This is a genomic window from uncultured Shewanella sp. (assembly GCF_947495455.1).
In the GTDB taxonomy this organism is placed as follows: Bacteria; Pseudomonadota; Gammaproteobacteria; order Enterobacterales; family Shewanellaceae; genus Shewanella.
The window spans coordinates 1-19,463 of record NZ_CANLZC010000105.1; the positions used below are offsets into that span (position 1 = coordinate 1).

Sequence of the window (19,463 nt, forward strand, 5' to 3'; positions counted from 1 at the left end):
TATAACTTGGCTCACTTCACAATCAGTATTCATTGTTTATGAGCCAGAAAAGTGGGGATCCCTCAGTCACGGGTATACTACTACCAATGCCGTACAGGACCGGTATCAATATGCACAAACCCTGATTTAGGGTAATAACCTACTCCACCCAGTTTCAATGACATGGCCGCTTCTCTCACATCTGCCAGCTTTACGCCCGGTAAAGCAAGATCGAGCGCCATACCTTTCATATGATAACTGTGTTTTGCTACACCACTGCTTCTTCTTGCCAACAGAGCATTAGTTTTCGGTGAGCGATAACCAGAAATAATATGGATCTCTTCCTTCACATTAAGTGCATTTTGAAGGTTAAAAGCATAATCAAACAAACGTTTATCCATCGGAATAACCTCGTTTTGTCTGAAATCTCTTAATATTTGATTAAACTCAGTTAAAATATTAGTTTGATAAGCTCCATCAATCCAATAACTTCCTTGCTCACGCTCTCCGGTGTGACGATTATAAAAACTCAAGGTTCTTACGCCTTTTGTGGACCGACTAGCATTGGCTTTTTTGGGCAGAACCGAAAACGCGGCAGCTCCTCCAAGCCCTAATAATAACTGTCTTCGAGCTGAACATACAACAGACACTGAACCCCCACAGAACAATAAATAAACAACAGCAAAGAAACTACCCTTTAACTGCTCACAAAGCAAGCAATATGGTTTTTTTTAACATTCTATTTTATAAGTTATTGAATAAGGCTAGGGCCTAATGAGCAATAGAGAGTAACGGGGCTTTTTGGTGATTATAGATGTCAGATCGATATTGAACTTTCCCCTTTTTATCCAGCCAAGATGTCCAATAAACTAAATGAACAGGCAAAAATGACTTCAGGGAAAACCAGCGACTTTCTTCTCGTTGCATTTGCATCCGTTGCCATGTTTTTTTATCATTTACCAAATGCTCTGCCATCCAATCAGCCAAAAGTTTAACTTTTTCAACTCGAATGCATCCAGATGATAGTGCCCTATTGGCCTTTTGAAATAATTTAGGCGTTGCTGTGTCATGTAAATAAATATTGAAGTCATTAGGTAAATAAAATTTATAACGCCCTAAGGTATTTTTTTCTCCTGGCTTTTGCACTAAACGATAGGGGAAGGCACCTTTAGCAATATCACTCCATTGAGACGGCGTTCGAAGTAACCTTTGGCCGTCTCGATCATAAACTTCATAATTACCTTGATTAATATACAAACCATTACGCCTAATTTTGGGCAATAAATCACGATACATAATCCGCTTTGGTACTCGCCAGCTGGGATTAATAACAACATTAGTGATTTCGCTGCTGAATAAAGGCGTTTGGCGAGAAGGCATACCGACAATCACTCTAGAGTCCAACATGACTTTTCCATTATCAACGAGTAGCATGTCAAACCCTGGAATATTCACCACAATATATTGTGGCTCCCGAACAGCCAAAAAAGTATGTTTTTTAACATAGTTTTCAGCTAACATTTTCGCCCTATCGCGAGGCTTCACATTTAACCACCTCAAAGTCGCAGGACCAATAACACCGTCTACTTCTAAACCATGACGCTGTTGAAATGCCTGCACTGCACTCACCAATTGCGCCGTATATTGGGTTTCTATCATGTCTGAGTCAGGCAAATCACCTAATAACCATAATCGCCATCCAATATGATTAAGCACAGGATCTTTATCTCCTTGCTTAATCAGTCGAGTCGAAGAAAGTAATGGCCAAGCATAAGACTCTTCTAACCATATAAAATGTTTTATATGGTTTATTAAAAACAAAAAATCATCAAGATGAGGCTCAAGACCCACAGCCCGTTGATAAGGATCGGCTTTCTGCCTAAAATGAGGATCTTTTAAAGGGATCGATTTACTTTCCCAATAATGAGCCACTTCCGATTCGATGCTGTCTTTTAATGCTCCTTGAAAAACAGTATCGTTATTTTCAAGCAATAAATAATAGTCATCAAAAAGACGATTCGAATCAACAAGTGATAAAAGTAACATATGATCAACGATCACTTGATGGGCTAATTGTGCGCGATCTTTTGCAAACAGTGACATAGAGAGAAAGTTAATCAGCAGAAACGTTATTAAAGTACTTCGCTTAAACATCACACAACCACCATCAGCTACAACTAAAGGGCTACAACTTAAGTATGACAAAGATTAAACGACTGTCTGTGACAAAATGTAGAAGCGACTCTCTACTGCTGATATTTTCTTAAAAATGCTGCATCTAATAAAATCTATTTAAGCAATTGAATATATTTATCTATTTTAGCTAATAATAGCTCTTTCTTAAAAGGTTTGGCCGTATAATCATCCATGCCACAATCAAAACAATGCTGAATATCTTCATCTAATACACTGGCGGTTAAGGCAATAATTGCTACAGGACTCATCCCATTGTCTTTCTCATAAGCCCTGATCTCCTCTGTCGCACGAAAACCATCTTTAATCGGCATCATGCAATCCATTAAAATAACCGAATACTGCTCACCCGAACGCACTTTATCCACAGCTTCTTGCCCATTATTTGCGATATCATAATCATAACCTCCTTTTTTTAAGAGCATGGTTGCCACTTTTTGATTAACAAGGTTATCTTCTACCACTAAAATAAGGCGTTTATCATTAAATTCACTAACTTGTTCCACCTTTGAAGGGCTATCATTTACCTGTGCAGTATCTGTATCTATAGTATCTGTTGTATTTACCCCATGAGTAAAATGCGCATTAACTAACGCTTTAATAAAGCGTTGTCCTAGAATAGGCACAGTAATTAAACCATCAATTGTTTTTCCAAAATCAAAGCGTTCAGACATTAAAGATTGGCACATAACTACAGGTAATGCCGGAAAACGCGCTCTTAATACCTTCAGCTCCTCTTTCGCTTGAGTTAAGTCAACATAGCAATATAAGATAATAGGCGATTTAGCATACGAAGTATCATCAATATCAAGCTCTTGAATTGTCTCAACAGAACGAGTCACATCCAAACCGTACAGTGTGATTTCTTTTAATATTCCCTCCTTAAATTCAACGTGATTACTAATCAATATTAACATTTGATGATGAAGTGTTTTAGGCACAACGGGCTGATGAGACTCTACATTCACCTCAATACTAAAATAAAAACGACTACCTTCACCTTGCTGTGAGTCAACATAAATCTCCCCTCCCATCAAACCAACGAGTTGAGCACTAATGGTCAGTCCTAACCCTGTACCACCAAAACGACGTGTAATAGACCCATCTTCTTGTGTAAAAGGCTGAAAAATCTTTTTTTGCTGAGCCTTTTCAATCCCTATTCCAGTATCGATCACTGATACCGTTAATAATATTTTTTCACTGGATATCGCTACAAAATCAATGTCGACCGTCACCGATCCTAAATCAGTAAATTTGACAGCATTAGACATTAAATTCATCAGTATCTGCCGTAATCTATGTTCATCTAACATTAAACTATGAGGTAAATGAGGTGGTATGTTCACTTTCAAATCAAGGGATTTAGCCACGGCTTTAGGCACAACAATCAATAATGTATCATAAATAACTTCGCGAAAATTTGATGAATGAGTCGCAATAGATAACTTTCCTGATTCTATCTTAGATAAATCAAGGATGTCATTAATCAAAATAAGTAAAGTTTGAGAAGATGTTTCAATGACACTCACATGATCAAGTTGAGTCGGCGTTAAATGCGTATCAGATAAGACTTCAGACATGCCGATAATACCATTTAAAGGTGTTCTTATCTCATGAGACATATTGGCTAAAAAAGAGCTTTTAGCTTTACTTGCTTGCTCGGCTTCTTCTCTTGCCTGCACAATTTTAGACTCATTCAAGTAACGTTCTTCGAGTAAATTATTTAACTTAAAAGTAAATTGGCTCAACTCATCATGACCATCATTATACATCTTTATTGAATAGTCATGGGTTTCTTCAATGCGCTGCATCGTTTCTAACACATTGGATAAATAAAAAAGAATACGTCTAATTAATGAAAAACCTAATAGCCCTATAATGAGTAAAATGAGTAAAATAAGTGCAGTATAAAAATAAGCTCGATATTCAAAACTCCTTGATTCGATATAAATTTGATTATTGAGAGTCTGCATAACACTTCTTAAGCCATCAGATAACATCACTAATCGAGTATTTAATGCTTGGATACCTGAGTCTATCTCGTCTTGTGGAATACTTGACAATCCAGCTTTAGCCACTCTTTGTTTAAAAGATTGTGCCTCAATAAAAGGTTTAGAGCTAAAAGTATCTAACAGTAACTTGATTTGATCAGGATCAGCACTAATTGTGATAAATCTATCAATAAATAATTGTTGTTTATTCTTGAAACTGATTAACTCATCTTCCATATTAAGCTCAGGAAACGCTCTTTCTAAATCAAAACTCCAATCAGCTTCATAATCCCAAAATAATATCCATGTAAGCTGGTACATTATTCGAACCTGTTGCTCTAAATTCTCAACCCCTGTGTAAATAGGCTGTTTTTCATAAAGTAAAATCAGTTCCGCTAAATAATCAAACACCCAAAACGACCACTCTTGAACATCTTCTTTAACGACTTGAGGGTATTCATCATAGGCTTCGGATAAACCTAAAACAATTTCATTCAATGTATCACTCGTATTAACACTATGCTCATTATGAGTAGATGAACGATGGAGTGTGCTCTGACTCAATTTCTGCCGAATTTGGAATAAGACGCTTCTTATTTCATCGGCATTTGCGACTTCACCTTCTAATTTTGCCACCCTCATTTTATGCCCCAATTCAATGCTGTCTGAGATATCTGATAGCATAGTTAACTGCACCGATAGGACTTTTAAATGAGACGTACGCTCAAGTAAATAATTCACTTCAATTAATGCTAAAATAGCCGAAAAAGTCAAAGGAAAAACAACAAGTAGCAATAATCTCGCCTTTATTGAAATCCTATTCAGCCAGTTCATAACATTCCTATTTAATTAAAGTGGGAATAAAAAGGTAAAATGTGCATGCTTATCATTAGTATAAAACACCACAAATGACTTCACACTGAAGCCGACTTCCAATATACATATCTTGAGTGTAGAACAGATTTATCAGTGAAAGGGGATCAAAGCCATTTTGCTCAATCAAAAACACTATCTTGCACTACACTTATATATTGGAGACAGTAATGATTTTTCTTAGACTATCCTCAATCGAACACAGTGAACCTATCTTCAAGGTTCATCTTCCATGGAATGTATCGTATGGACTCAAGATCAAATGGCACCCATCCAAGGAAACTGACACGACAACAAAGCATTAGAAACTTTAAGATTAAAATGGCCTTTCAACCCATTATCGATATCTTTAAGCATACAATCATTGCATATGAAGCACTGGTTAGAGGGGAATTAGGTGAATCAGCTAAAGAGGTTTTATCCAGTGTCGATGCTTGTCATCAATATCAATTTGACCAACAATGCCGTTTCAGAGCCATCCAAACAGCAGTCGCATTACATCTAAAAAGCCAACTTTTTGTTAATTTCTGTCCAAATGTGGTGAAATCACCCGCTTTACACATGCAATCTTTAGAACAATTAACAAACCATTTTAATTTTCCAAAAACACAACTTGTTTTAGAATTAACAGAATCTGAAGAAATTATCGATCTCAATAAAGTGATACAGTTACGGCAATATTATCAAGAAAATGGTTTAAAAGTCGCCATTGATGATTTTGGCTCAGGTTATGCAGGTCTCAGCTGGCTCGTTAAAATCCATCCTGATGTGGTAAAACTCGATATGTCTCTCGTGGAAAATGTCGACAAAGATAAATACAAAAAAGCAATTATTCAAGGCATTATTGTCACCTGTAATCAACTAAACATTATGTTACTCGCCGAAGGAGTCGAAACCATGATGGAATATTGGACCTTAAAAAAATTAGGGATCCGTTATATGCAAGGCTACCTATTTGCTAAGCCCCAAATCGGCTCACTCACACATGTCCTCGCTCCTTTGCCCACGCAACACAACCACAATCGTCACACAGCTTAAACACAGCGCTATACTCGCCGCACTGAAAGGTAGCAATACAGCGCCGCTCTTTTCATTTTTTGACCGTTATGTTGCAGTATTTACCACATTAAATCATCAGGAATAACGTAATCAGCATAGGGATCATCTTCAATAACATCCGTATTATTGTCATTTTCCTCCCATAAATAACCGACCCAATCAGGCACTAATAAATTCACCCTTTCTGCTAATTTATGAGGGACTAAATAACTATGCTCTTCATAGCGAATAATGCCTAACCGTCCCGTCAATAATTCAGCCTGCAGCTTTTCAGTAAGGTATAAGGACAAGACTTTTTTATTAAAGGTAAAATTGAATTTAATCTCGGCACTCTCAGGCACAGTTACCGCTAAGCGCTTAAATTCTGTCACTAACCCTCGTACTAAGCCCTTTTCTGTGGCATCTTTAAAACGTTTTTCATTAAGCGCCTTATCTTTTTCTGCCTGAGCAAGCTTTTGTAAAGCGATATCCTTTTTTAATGCCTCGCTGCCGTCGTCTATTTTGGCTTTTTTATCTCTTCGCTTTTGCGTTTTTGTATCACGCACTTTTTGTTTACTGACTAAACCAGCTTTTAACAGCTGCTCTTGAAATGGATTTACCATGAATAATGTCTCGTTTATTTTAATGACTGATATATTGTTTCTAGTGCCTGCAAAGGATCTTTCGCCTTTGTAATGGGCCTGCCAATCACCAAGTAATCTGAGCCAGCAGCGATAGCCTCAACTGGCGTCATCACTCTATGCTGATCACCAATTTCACTGCCAAGGGGCCTGATCCCTGGTGTCACCAAACTAAAATCTTGACCAAATGTGGCTTTCATTATTTGTGCTTCTCTTGCTGAACACACAATCCCATCAAGCCCTGCTTGCTGGGTCAGTTTTGCCAACCGAGTAACCTGTTCAGCTGCAGGACATGTTATTCCTAATAAGGCTAACTCTGCATCACTCATTGATGTCAGCACTGTCACCGCAATCAACAATGGTGCTTTTTCGCCATAAGGCAAAAGAGCCTGTTTAGCCGCTTGCATCATAGCTAAGCCGCCACTGGCATGAACATTCGTCATCCACACACCCAGCTCAGCTGCAGCAGTGACTGCTTTAGCGACTGTGTTAGGAATATCATGAAATTTTAAATCAAGAAACAATTCAAATCCACGTTGATGTATTTCAGTCACGAGTTGAGGACCAAATAAAGTAAACATCTCTTTGCCTACTTTTAATCGACACATCTTAGGATCAAGTTGATCGATTAGCCTCAATGCCTCAATTTTATTATCATAATCAAGCGCAACCAAAATAGGTGTATCAATCATATTCTTTTTAAACCTCTTACCGTTATACTCAAGCTAACCTTACTATTCACTTCTCTGGCTAAGACAAACATTTTTACAGGCCTACTCACCGTCTAGCCCTCGAACACGCTTAATACTGCCCCAATTTTTACAAGAAGGACAATGCCAATATAGCCGATGAGAAGGAAAACCACATTCACCGCAGCGATAGCCAGGGCGATACTTAATTTGTTGTTCAACAAGCTTTTCAAGCATAGATAAACTTTGCTTTGCTTGACCGTCTTCCGCTTGTTTTAAATGCATATTCATTAAATGCTGAAAACTTTTCATTGTCGGGTGACGATATAAGCCTTCAAGCACTAAGGTTTCAGCATCTTCAATGAATCCCTTTTCTATCATAGTTTGCGCAAGTGAAATCGTCACACTTGCACCGGCCCCAAGTGACACGGCTTGACGTAATAATTCGACATATCCATCCATATCTTTGCTATCACAATAGACCTTTTTAGCGATTGTCAGCCCATCAGCAAATAAATCGACATCCGCTAATAACAGTTTTTCTAATGTTTTCTTGCACAAATTAAATTGACTCGATGTTTGATAATACTCAGCCAACATCAATAAGGTGCGTCCAGATTTAGCATCTTGCTTCAATGCCGCATCCAAATGGCGTTTCTGATTATTGCTATCATCAGTTTCTTCAGCTAACTCACAATAAAAATGCGCACAAATAGATTTCAACGCTTGCTGCCGCTTGCGTGTCAGTTTTTTAATAATATTAATGGCCTTTTGCCATTCTTTGGTGATTTGATAAATCGCGATAAGTTCTGTCTCTGCCTCATCACTGTGCTCTTCTTGATTCACTAAATTGATAAAAATCTCTTCAGCTCGGTCATAAAAACCAGCAGCGAGGTAATCTTTACCTAATTCCATCATCGCAATATCACGTTGCTCAAGCGCTAAATGCGGCCTAGCAATCAAGTTCTGATGCACACGAATGGCCCTGTCCACTTCACCACGTTTACGAAATAGAGATCCTAAAGAAAGGTGAGTATCAATCGTTTCATCATCCACATCCAACATAGTGATAAACAGATCGACCGCTTTATCTGATTCATTTGAGAGTAAAAAGTTTAAACCCGTAAAATAATCTCGACTCAATTTTTTACGCTGGCTGCTCTGATTTTGTCTTACACTTCTTCGTCCCATATACCATCCATAGCCTGCAGCTATGGGTAATAACAGAAACAATATTTCAAGCATATTAAGCGTCTATATCCTGACTATTTTGAAGGGTTAATGTTTCACACTTTTTATTCAGCGTACGTAACGCAAACTTTAATTTCAGTATATGATAAATAGCAAAGATCCAACTCAGTATAAACCCCGATAAAAAAACCACGGCTAAAACAACAGGCAACCTAAACTCACCCTGCGCAATAAAATAGCTAATAGTGACAACTTGTTCATTTCTGGCACCAAACACTAACGCTAAGAAAAATAATACAGCTACAACAACTGCAATAATAAAAGACTTCACGTTACACTCCCTATACGCTCCAAGATAATCTAATTATCTAAGAATTTTCACTAAGTAGCTAGCGTTACATAAGTTTTAGGCATAAAAAAACCTCCTAAAGGAGGCTTTTAAGGCAATGTAAATTACGCGTTAATAGCATCAACACGTTCGCGCAGTTCTTTGCCTGGCTTAAAGTGCGGAACATACTTTCCATCCAAATCAACAGACGTACCTGTTTTTGGATTACGGCCTATTCTAGGCGCACGATAATGAAGTGAAAAACTGCCAAAGCCACGGATCTCGATCCTGTCTCCAGCTTCCAATGTCAGTGCCATTTGCTCTAACATTTCTTTTATTGCACTTTCCACTTCTTTAGCCGACAGCTGCGACTGCCTAGTGGCCAATTTTTCGATCAGTTCGGATTTTGTCATCCTATACCCTCTATTATCAAGCCAAACACAGTCACCTAACAGGGGTGAAACAGCCACCCCCGAACTTCAGGCGATGATTTATTTACGAGCTGCTTTAAACGCTTCAGCCATCGCACTGCTCATGACGACTTCATCTTGCTTGTTCAAGCTAGCCATTGCTTCTTTTTCTTCAGCTTCATCTTTCGCACGGATAGATAGGCTGATAGTACGATTCTTACGATCAACGCCCATGAACTTAGACTCGACTTTGTCACCTACAGAGTAAACTGTTGATGCATCTTCGATGCGCTCACGAGAAATATCTGAAACGCGAAGGTAACCTTCAACAGTCTCAGCTAGTTCAATTGTAACACCTTTTGCGTCAACTGCTGTAACAACACCATTAACAACAACACCTTTCTTCTTATCAGCAAGGTATGCGTTGAATGGATCGTCTTCAGTTTGCTTAACGCCTAAGCTAATACGCTCACGCTCTGGGTCAACTGAAAGAACGACAGCATTGATTTCATCGCCTTTCTTGTATTCAGCAACGGCATCTTCGCCATTACCATTCCAAGAAATATCAGAAAGGTGAACCAGACCGTCGATACCACCGTCAAGACCGATAAAGATACCAAAGTCAGTGATTGACTTGATCTTACCAGATACTTTGTCACCCTTGTTGAAACGCTCTGCGAAATCATCCCATGGGTTAGTCTTACATTGCTTAAGACCAAGAGAAATACGACGACGCTCTTCATCAATGTCTAAGACTAGCACTTCCACTTCATCACCTAAGTTAACCACTTTAGATGGGTGAATGTTCTTGTTAGTCCAATCCATTTCAGAAACGTGAACAAGACCTTCAACGCCTTCTTCGATTTCAACGAAACAACCGTAATCTGTTAGATTGGTTACGCGACCCGTTAGACGTGTGTTTTCTGGGTAGCGCTTGCTGATTTCTAACCAAGGATCTTCGCCTAGTTGCTTAAGACCTAGTGATACACGAGTACGCTCACGGTCATACTTAAGCACTTTAACGTTAATTTCGTCACCAACATTAACGATTTCAGATGGGTGCTTAACACGCTTCCAAGCCATATCAGTGATATGCAGAAGACCATCAACACCACCTAAGTCTACGAATGCACCGTAGTCAGTCAAGTTCTTAACGATACCTTTAACTGATTGACCTTCTTGAAGGTTTTCAAGAAGTGCATCACGCTCAGCACTGCTTTCAGACTCGATAACAGCACGACGAGAAACAACAACGTTGTTGCGCTTCTGATCAAGCTTAATTACTTTGAATTCTAGTTCTTTGTTTTCTAGGTGAGCAGTGTCGCGAACAGGGCGAACGTCAACTAAAGAACCTGGTAAGAATGCACGGATACCGTTTAATTCAACAGTGAAACCGCCTTTCACTTTACCATTGATGATACCGATTACAGTTTCAGCATCTTCATACGCTTTTTCTAGAACAATCCAAGCTTCATGACGCTTAGCTTTTTCACGAGAAAGTTGTGTTTCACCAAAGCCATCTTCAACAGAGTCAAGGGCAACATCAACTTCATCACCAACAGCAATTTCAAGAACGCCTTGTGCATTTTTGAACTGCTCAGCTGGAATTGGGCTTTCAGACTTAAGACCTGCATCAACCAGTACAGTACCGTTTTCGATGCGAACAACCACACCGCGAACGATAGAACCAGGACGAAACTCTAGAGTTTGTAAGGATTGTTCAAATAGATCAGCAAAAGATTCAGTCATGTTTAAGTTACTTTATTTAATAAACCACAGTCCGTCCTAGACGTGGAGTCAGTACAATAATTCACTGCATCCTTGCGAGTGAATGATGATGTATTAAGCTAACATTAGCTCAATACTGGCAATTTTGTTTCAATATGCGCTAACACTAAGTCAACGACACCTTCTATATCGATTCCAGATGTATCGATAACCAAAGCATCATCGGCTGGGATCAAAGGGGCAACAGCACGATTCATATCACGCTTATCACGTTCCTCTATTTCCAATAAAAGGCGATCAATGTTAACATCGAAGCCCTTGTCCTGCAACTGATTATAGCGCCTTTGGGCCCGTTCAGCTGCAGAAGCCGTTAAAAATATTTTCGCAGGTGTATTAGGAAACACGACCGTTCCCATATCGCGTCCATCGGCAATGAGGCCTGGTGCTTCATTAAAGGCGCGTTGACGTCGCAGTAAAGCCTCTCTAACTCTAGGAAATGCGGCAACTTTTGACGCTGCATCAGAGCACTCTTGACTTCGAATGGCTGTCGACACATCTTCACCTTCTAGAACGACTTTAATCCCCTTATTCTCATTGCCCGGTAAAAATTGCACATCTAAATGCGCAGCCAGTAATGTTATCGCCTCTTCATTATCTAATGCGACATTATGATGAATAGCGGCCAATGCCAATACTCGATATATGGCACCACTATCAAGCAGTTTCCAGCCTAATTTTTCAGCAAGTAACTGACTAATGGTACCTTTCCCTGCACCGCTAGGGCCGTCAATCGTGACAACAGGAGCCCGTTCTGACATAAAATTCCTCCGCAAAAACCACCTTCCGTGAAGCTACTGAAAATGAGCGCGCGAAGTATAAACTATTTTGCCAACAAAAGCGGTAAAAACTTTATTTAGTTTTTACCGCTTTTGAAAAGTATCACACCCAAATTCTCATTAAATTGCTCATGTTCAGACCATAAAATAACACTCAGGTTCCCTCAATGTATTGATACAATTACATCAACCTTGTACAAGGGAAGCAAAGCGCTCAAAATAATCAGGGAATGTTTTAGAGGTGCACTCAGGATCATTTATGGTGATCCCACAATCAGCAAACGCAACAAGTGAAAAACACATTGCCATTCGGTGATCATTATAAGTATCAATATCCGCAGTATTAATCACACTTGGAGGAGTCACGCTGATATAATCTTGCCCTTCATCCACAATGGCCCCAACTTTACGTAATTCGGTGGCCATTGCCGCTAATCTATCCGTTTCTTTTATGCGCCAATTATAAATATTTCGAATATGAGTCGTACCGGAGGCAAATAACGCTGTCGTGGCTATCGTCATGGCCGCATCGGGAATATGATTCATATCGAGATCAACCGCTTTTAATGGCGATCCACGAGCAATAATATAATCATCACCCCATTCAATATCAGCCCCCATTTTTTCAAGCACATCAGCAAATTTCACATCACCTTGAATGCTCTTTCTACCCACACCTGTAACTGTAACTTCACCGCCTTTAATGGCTGCTGCTGCAAGAAAATAAGAAGCCGAAGACGCATCACCTTCCACTAACACTTTACCGGGAGACACATACGCTTGCCCCGACTCCACAACAAAAGATTGATAATCATTATTCACCACTGTGACGCCAAACTGTGCCATCAAAGCCAGAGTGATATCAATATAAGGTTTAGATACTAATTCACCTTTTATCTTAATAGCCACTCTACTCTTAGCCAATGGCGCAACCATCAATAAAGCCGTTAGGAATTGACTTGACAAATCCCCAGCAATTTCCACATCCCCTCCATTGAGACCAGTCGCATTAATGGTCAGTGGTGGAAACCCTTCATTTTTAAGGTAAGTCACATTGGCACCTAACTGTCTTAACGCATCAACTAAATCACCAATGGGGCGTTCTTCCATACGCGGTTCACCCGTTAAAGTAAACTCGCCCTGCCCTAATGTCAGCGCTGCACATAAAGGTCGCATAGCAGTGCCAGCATTGCCTAAGAATAATGTTTGTGCTTGGTTCGCATTTAACGCTCCAGCTAAACCATCCACTTCACAAACGGTATTATCGTTTGAGAGTCGATAGTTCACTCCCAACTGTTTTAGCGACGTCAGCATATACTTGATGTCATCAGAGTCGAGTAAATTCGTTAATGTCGTGGTACCTTTTGCTAATGTCGCAAGCAGTAAGGCACGGTTAGAAATACTTTTTGAGCCAGGAATATTCACTTGGCCTTGAATATGGCTAATTGGCTCTAGACGTAGCTGTTTCATTAATCACTTCTTCTTTAAATGGGCAATCCAATAAACATGGATACGAGTTAACAATAGATGTTTAGGCTTGCAATCAAACGAGTCACCACGACAAAATGAGCTCCACAAGGCCAAACTTAAACTTCGTGGCTATAAAATTACTGATCCCGAGCAAGGATTCAACATTTTTCTGCATTTTATTGCACTTTATTAAATCAATCTCGCTAAAATGCCCTCATTTAAGCCAAAAACCCCCTTTGCTGGCTGTTTTTTATCCACCTTTTCACGTCATATCACACTCCTCGGTTCCACTCTTCCATTGAATGGCAGCTTTCCCTTCCACACGAAATGATGTAAAAAATGCATTCGAGCTGTCATTCTCCCTGTTATTTACGTTATGCTGGTGACATATTCATTCATAGGCCCTTGGCCCGCATAATAAGAAAGGTAGAATAAGCTATGTTCAACACGCTTAACGCTATGCCTACAGATCCCATTTTAGGATTACTCACGCAATATAGACTCGATCCCAATCCTAATAAAGTTGATTTAGGCGTCGGCGTTTATAAAGATGAAGCAGGACATACCCCGATCTTAAATTGTGTCAAACATGCTGAGCGTCATCGCTTTGAAACTGAAGACACAAAAGTCTATATAGGTCCAACAGGTAGCGCTCATTTTAACGATTTAATGACGAAATTAGCATTTGGTCATGATAACCCTGCGTTACAAGCTAATCGTATTCGTACCGTTTCAACACCAGGAGGCACAGGTGCGCTTCGTGTTGCAGCAGATTTTATTAAACGCTGTCGAACCGACGCAACAATCTGGGTCAGCTCACCCACATGGGCTAATCATAATGGATTATTTGAAGCAGCTGGCATTAAAGTCAAGACTTACCCCTATTACGATCATGATAATAAGTCCCTTAAATTTGACGAAATGAAAGCCGTTTTGGCAAAAGTCAATCCCACCGATGTCGTCTTACTCCACGCTTGCTGTCACAATCCAAGTGGAATGGATCTCACTCCCTCACAATGGGATGAGATTATCACTTTGACGAAAGATGTTGGTTTTACACCACTGATAGACATGGCTTACCAAGGTTTTGGAGAAGGTGTCGATGAAGATGCCTATGGCGTGCGTCAAATGGCAGCTAATGTCGATAATTTAATTTTATGCAGTTCATGCTCTAAAAACTTTGGTTTATACCGTGAACGCATTGGTGCTTGCTCGATTGTAGCAAAAGATCAACCCAGCGCCGATGTGGCGTTCTCTGTGCTGTTATATGTTATTCGTTGTATCTATTCTATGCCACCTGCTCATGGCGCCGCGATAGTTGAAACCATACTCGATTCAAAAGAGCTCACTCAAGAGTGGTTAACAGAGCTGGCTCAAATGCGCAACCGTATTAATGGTAATCGCAGTATGCTTGTTAAAAAACTAAAAGAAAAAGGGGTCACACGTGATTTTAGTTTTATTGCCCAACAAAAAGGCATGTTTTCTTTTTTAGGCATTACACCTGAACAAGTCAAACGATTACAAACTGAATTCAGTATTTACATGGTGGACTCAAGCCGTATCAGCATTGCAGGGATCGCTGCAGGCAATGTGGACTATCTTGCTTCCTCCATTGCCAAAGTGCTTGAAGAGTAAGTACTTGAATAAATTACACGCTTAAGTAAAAAGCTTCATGATGAAGCTTTTTATATGTCAACCAATAAAGTTGTCATCCATGCTCAGCGGCAAACTTCTCCATAAACGCAACCAGAGCCTGAACGCCTGCAAGTGGCATGGCATTGTAAATACTGGCTCGCATTCCACCCACCATACGGTGGCCTTTTAATGCCACTAATCCTGCTTGCTTAGCCTGAGTCAAAAATTCACTATTAAGCTCTTCATCGGTTAAATAAAAAGTCACATTCATATTCGATCGGTTTTCAACGCTGACCTTACTCAAATAAAAATCAGAACCATCAATGTATTCATAAAGCAAAGCCGCTTTTTGTTTATTCACCGCAGCAATAGCAGGCACGCCACCTAGATCTTTTAACCATTCAAACACTTTTGCTGCTAGATACCAAGCAAAAGTGGGCGGTGTATTGTACATAGAGCCATGCTTTACTGCTAAACGATAATCCATGATCGATGATTGAGGTAAGCTGGGCAAGGTTAATAAATCTTGATGCACGATAACAATACTTAAACCCGATGGGCCAATATTTTTCTGAGCCCCCGCATAAATAAGCCCATAGCGACTCACATCAATTTCACGAGACATGATAGTTGAAGACATATCAGCCACTACAGGCCAAGGGCTATCAAGCTCATCAAAAATTTCAATACCATCGACTGTTTCATTAGGGCAGTAGTGTACATAACGATAGTCTTTTTTAATCCCATGTAAATTGGGCAATTCAACGTGACTGTTTTCAGCCGTTTTATTCACAATATTCAATCTATCAATATGCGTCTTACCGACTAACTTTTCCGCTTCGTCGGCAGCGATTGAAGACCAACTGCCATCCACTAAATAGAGGGCTTGCCCCTCATCACCAAGAAAGTTATTCACCACTGCGGCAAACTGTGCCCGTCCGCCACCATGCATAAATAACACATGATAATCATCAGGAATGGCCATTAAATCACGTAAGTCCTGTTCCGCTTTCTCTGCTAACGCAATATAGACTGGATCTCGATGACTGAGTTCCATGACCGATACACCTTGATTGTTCCAATCAAGTAACTCACTTTGCGCTCTTTGCATTACCGCTTGAGGCAACATGGCAGGCCCTGCGCAGAAATTATAAATAGTGCTCACTGATCTCTTCCTCTTTGACTAAAATACTCACTCAATGCTCGTTTGCTAACAATGAGTGTATTACACTATAAACGAAACAATATAAACTAAAGAATAATAAGCTAAAAAAAACGAGCGTCCTATTGGACGCCCGTTATGCTCATTCACGCTTTACTCTTCATTCACTTTCGGATCGGGCTTAGGCGTATCATTATCTATCACCTCAACCTCATTGATCTCAGTATTCTCCTCGACTACTTCTTCTTGTGCGCCTTCATTATCAGGGCACTCAGCATCATCGGTCTGAATTTCATCGATCCGCTGCAAGCCGACCACTTTTTCTTCAGCGGCCGTTTTAATAATGGTCACACCTTGTGTATTACGGCCAATAGTCGATACACCAGTGGCGGGAGTACGCACCAAGGTTCCCTTATCACTGATCAGCATAATTTCATCATTTTCACACACTTGAACAGCACCGACTACGGCACCATTACGCTCACTGATCTTAATAGAAACCACGCCTTTGGTCGCACGACTTTTAGCGGGATATTCTTCCAATAATGTCCGCTTACCAAAGCCATTTTCAGTTACCGTTAAAATAGCGCCATCATTTTTGGGCACAATCAGCGACACCACTTTTTGACCTTCTTCTAAGCGAATACCACGGACACCTGTAGCGGTCCTCCCCATAGGTCGAAGTGCCAGCACTTCTTCACCGGTTTCAGGATCCCGCTTTACCTCACCCGTTTCAGAGTCTTTCACTTTCTCATTAAAGCGCACCACTTTACCGGCATCAGAAAACAGCATGATTTCATCATTACCATCAGTGATATCCACACCAATCAACTGATCGCCATCCTTAAGATTAACAGCAATAATACCGTTAGCTCTTGGATTACTGTAGGCCGTTAATGGTGTTTTCTTCACGGTGCCATGTGACGTCGCCATGATGATGTATTTATCATCTTCATATTCTCTTACCGGTAAAATAGCGGTAATGCGTTCACCTTCAGAAAGCGGTAATAAGTTGACAATAGGTCGACCTCGCGCCTGACGGCTAGCAAGGGGAAGCTGGTATACTTTTAACCAATACATTTTGCCAAAGTCAGAGAAACACAAAATGGTATCATGGGTATTCGCCACCAGTAGTTTCTCAACAAAATCTTCATCTTTGACCTTAGTAGCCGCTTTGCCTTTACCACCACGGCGCTGCGCTTGATAATCACTCAAAAGTTGATATTTTGCATACCCTAAATGGGACAAGGTGACAACCACATCTTCTTCATTGATGAGATCTTCAAGGCTCATATCCACTTCATTAGCGTTGATCACTGTACGACGAGCATCACCATACACCTCAAGAATTTCTTCTAACTCTTCCTTGATGACTTCCATCAAACGCTCAGGGCTACTTAAAATAAACAGTAACCCTGCAATAACGGTTAATAACTCATCATATTCTTGAAGGATTTTTTCATGCTCAAGCCCAGTCAAGCGATGCAAACGCAGTTCAAGGATCGCTTGCGCTTGCTGCTCTGTTAAATAATACAGACCATCACGAATACCAAATTCAGGCTCTAACCATTCAGGACGCGCGGCATCATCACCGGCTTTCTCAAGCATATCTTTAACATTGCCCAACGCCCAACCTTGTGAGGTTAATTTCACCTTTGCTTCCGCAGAGGTGGGAGAGGACTTAATCAGCGCAATAATAGGATCGATATTGGCTAAAGCAACAGCCAATGACTCTAAAATATGCGCACGTTCACGCGCTTTGCGTAATTCAAACACAGTACGACGAGTAACCACTTCTCGGCGGTGAAGAATAAAACACTCTAACATTTCTTTTAAATTAAACAATTTAGGCTGACCATTGGTCAATGCCACCATGTTAATACCAAAAGAGCATTGCATTTGTGTTTGTGCATAGAGGTTATTCAGTACAACCTCACCCACTTCACCGCGTTTAATTTCAATGACAATACGCATGCCGTCTTTATCAGACTCATCACGAAGTCCTGAAATGCCTTCGATTCTCTTGTCTTTGACTAATTCAGCGATTTTCTCAATCAAACGCGCTTTATTCACTTGATAAGGAATTTCATGAACGATAATACGCTCACGACCATTATCTTCGGTTTCAATCTCCGTTTTCGCACGCATTACCGCGCGGCCTTTACCCGTATGATAGGCATCAACAATGCCCTTGCGACCATTAATCATAGCCGCCGTTGGAAAATCAGGGCCAGGAATATACTCCATTAACTGACTAATGCTCAATTCAGGATTGGCAATGAGCGCCAAACAACCCGCAACCACTTCATTTAAATTATGAGGCGGTATATTGGTTGCCATTCCTACAGCAATACCCGACGAGCCATTAATTAATAAATTAGGCACGCGCGTGGGTAACACATCAGGAATAAATTCAGTACCGTCATAGTTAGGTACAAAATCAACCGTCTCTTTGTCAAGATCAGCTAACAATTGATGCGCCAATTTCTCCATACGAATTTCGGTATAACGCATGGCCGCCGCTGAATCGCCATCAACAGAGCCAAAGTTACCTTGACCATCAACGAGCGTATAACGCATAGAGAAAGGCTGTGCTAAACGAACAATCGTATCATATACAGCAGTATCGCCATGGGGGTGATATTTACCAATCACATCACCAACGACACGAGCCGACTTTTTATAAGGCTTATTCCAATCATTTTTTAGTTCGTTCATAGCAAATAGCACACGACGGTGCACAGGCTTCAAGCCATCTCGCACGTCGGGCAATGCTCGACCCACAATCACGCTCATGGCGTAATCTAAGTATGAATTTTTTAATTCGTCTTCAATATTAATGGGTGTTATAGATGAAGCCAGATCAGTCATAAACTGCTCGATCTCCTGATAAATAGCTGACAACTTTGTCCCTAAAATGAGAGCTTAAGTCATTGCCGAGCCTGAAAACGTGATTTGACATTCTAACACAGTTATTGATTGTCGCTAGGCCTAATTAGTGTTCATTTTAAATAAGTGAAAGCTGTGTATTTTGATCGTTTAATTTAAACACAATAAAGGCCGTTTCAATCGCTCGCAATGCCCCCCCCCCAATAAAGAACCCATTATCTCACCCTCGACGACAATCTTTATTTTACCAACACAGATACTCGCCACACTAATCGTGTTCAAAAATAGCACTCACTCAAGGCTGTCAGCAGTGCCTTTTCTGTCATTCTCTCTTTATATACCCGTGACTGATGAATCCCCAGTTTTTTTACTCACAGGTGATTCCCAGGAAGTTGATTTTATTTGGGAAC

The 19,463-nt window shown here is 40.3% G+C and carries 15 protein-coding genes; 2 read left to right on the plus strand and 13 right to left on the minus strand.

Features of this window, described 5'->3' with window-relative positions:
* Window positions 1-80: 80 nt before the first annotated feature.
* The 3 genes from Q0791_RS20375 to Q0791_RS20385 all read right to left on the minus strand — a co-directional run bounded on the left by Q0791_RS20375 (window position 81) and on the right by Q0791_RS20385 (window position 4,997).
* Complete coding sequence (locus Q0791_RS20375; protein ID WP_299010538.1) at window positions 81-629, minus strand: DUF882 domain-containing protein; 549 nt, start codon at window positions 627-629, stop codon at window positions 81-83.
* A 121-nt stretch (window positions 630-750) separates the two neighbouring features.
* Entirely contained in the window at window positions 751-2,133 is a 1,383-nt protein-coding gene (locus tag Q0791_RS20380) for a L,D-transpeptidase family protein (RefSeq protein WP_299010541.1), read from the minus strand.
* Window positions 2,134-2,267: 134 nt separating this feature from the next.
* Window positions 2,268-4,997, minus strand: coding sequence for an ATP-binding protein (locus Q0791_RS20385; protein WP_299010544.1), 2,730 nt, complete (start codon window positions 4,995-4,997; stop codon window positions 2,268-2,270).
* A 285-nt stretch (window positions 4,998-5,282) separates the two neighbouring features.
* Here Q0791_RS20385 and Q0791_RS20390 point away from each other — a divergent pair, with 285 nt between their 5' ends.
* A complete protein-coding gene (locus Q0791_RS20390) occupies window positions 5,283-6,074 on the plus strand; it encodes an EAL domain-containing protein (protein ID WP_299010545.1) in 792 nt (263 codons plus the stop codon).
* Between the two features lie 80 nt (window positions 6,075-6,154).
* On the opposite strand, the gene Q0791_RS20395 is transcribed toward Q0791_RS20390, so the two are convergent.
* The 8 genes from Q0791_RS20395 to aroA form a co-directional block, all read right to left on the minus strand.
* A complete protein-coding gene (locus tag Q0791_RS20395) occupies window positions 6,155-6,697 on the minus strand; it encodes a DUF2058 domain-containing protein (protein WP_299010547.1) in 543 nt (180 codons plus the stop codon).
* A 14-nt stretch (window positions 6,698-6,711) separates the two neighbouring features.
* The gene (gene pyrF, locus Q0791_RS20400) at window positions 6,712-7,407 is read right to left on the minus strand and encodes an orotidine-5'-phosphate decarboxylase (RefSeq protein ID WP_299010550.1); all 696 of its coding nucleotides are present in this window, start codon (window positions 7,405-7,407) and stop codon (window positions 6,712-6,714) included.
* Between the two features lie 81 nt (window positions 7,408-7,488).
* A complete protein-coding gene (lapB, locus tag Q0791_RS20405; protein WP_299010553.1) occupies window positions 7,489-8,649 on the minus strand; it encodes a lipopolysaccharide assembly protein LapB in 1,161 nt (386 codons plus the stop codon).
* Between the two features lies 1 nt (window position 8,650).
* Window positions 8,651-8,926 (minus strand): LapA family protein, encoded by a 276-nt coding sequence (locus Q0791_RS20410; protein ID WP_299010556.1) that lies wholly within the window; start codon window positions 8,924-8,926, stop codon window positions 8,651-8,653.
* A gap of 122 nt (window positions 8,927-9,048) precedes the next feature.
* A complete protein-coding gene (ihfB, locus tag Q0791_RS20415) occupies window positions 9,049-9,336 on the minus strand; it encodes an integration host factor subunit beta (RefSeq protein ID WP_299010559.1) in 288 nt (95 codons plus the stop codon).
* A 78-nt stretch (window positions 9,337-9,414) separates the two neighbouring features.
* Complete coding sequence (gene rpsA, locus Q0791_RS20420; RefSeq protein ID WP_299010562.1) at window positions 9,415-11,082, minus strand: 30S ribosomal protein S1; 1,668 nt, start codon at window positions 11,080-11,082, stop codon at window positions 9,415-9,417.
* 104 nt (window positions 11,083-11,186) lie between these two features.
* On the minus strand, window positions 11,187-11,879 hold the full coding sequence (cmk, locus tag Q0791_RS20425) for a (d)CMP kinase (RefSeq protein WP_299010564.1): 693 nt from the start codon (window positions 11,877-11,879) through the stop codon (window positions 11,187-11,189).
* A 204-nt stretch (window positions 11,880-12,083) separates the two neighbouring features.
* Window positions 12,084-13,367: a 3-phosphoshikimate 1-carboxyvinyltransferase gene (gene aroA, locus Q0791_RS20430; protein WP_299010566.1), complete on the minus strand. Its 1,284-nt coding sequence runs from the start codon at window positions 13,365-13,367 to the stop codon at window positions 12,084-12,086.
* 438 nt (window positions 13,368-13,805) lie between these two features.
* Here aroA and Q0791_RS20435 point away from each other — a divergent pair, with 438 nt between their 5' ends.
* Window positions 13,806-15,002 (plus strand): amino acid aminotransferase, encoded by a 1,197-nt coding sequence (locus Q0791_RS20435; RefSeq protein ID WP_299010570.1) that lies wholly within the window; start codon window positions 13,806-13,808, stop codon window positions 15,000-15,002.
* 73 nt (window positions 15,003-15,075) lie between these two features.
* On the opposite strand, the gene serC is transcribed toward Q0791_RS20435, so the two are convergent.
* Both serC and gyrA read right to left on the minus strand, forming a co-directional pair.
* Window positions 15,076-16,167, minus strand: coding sequence for a 3-phosphoserine/phosphohydroxythreonine transaminase (gene serC / locus Q0791_RS20440; RefSeq protein ID WP_299010573.1), 1,092 nt, complete (start codon window positions 16,165-16,167; stop codon window positions 15,076-15,078).
* A 150-nt stretch (window positions 16,168-16,317) separates the two neighbouring features.
* Entirely contained in the window at window positions 16,318-19,035 is a 2,718-nt protein-coding gene (gene gyrA, locus Q0791_RS20445) for a DNA gyrase subunit A (RefSeq protein WP_299010576.1), read from the minus strand.
* Window positions 19,036-19,463 lie beyond the last annotated feature (428 nt).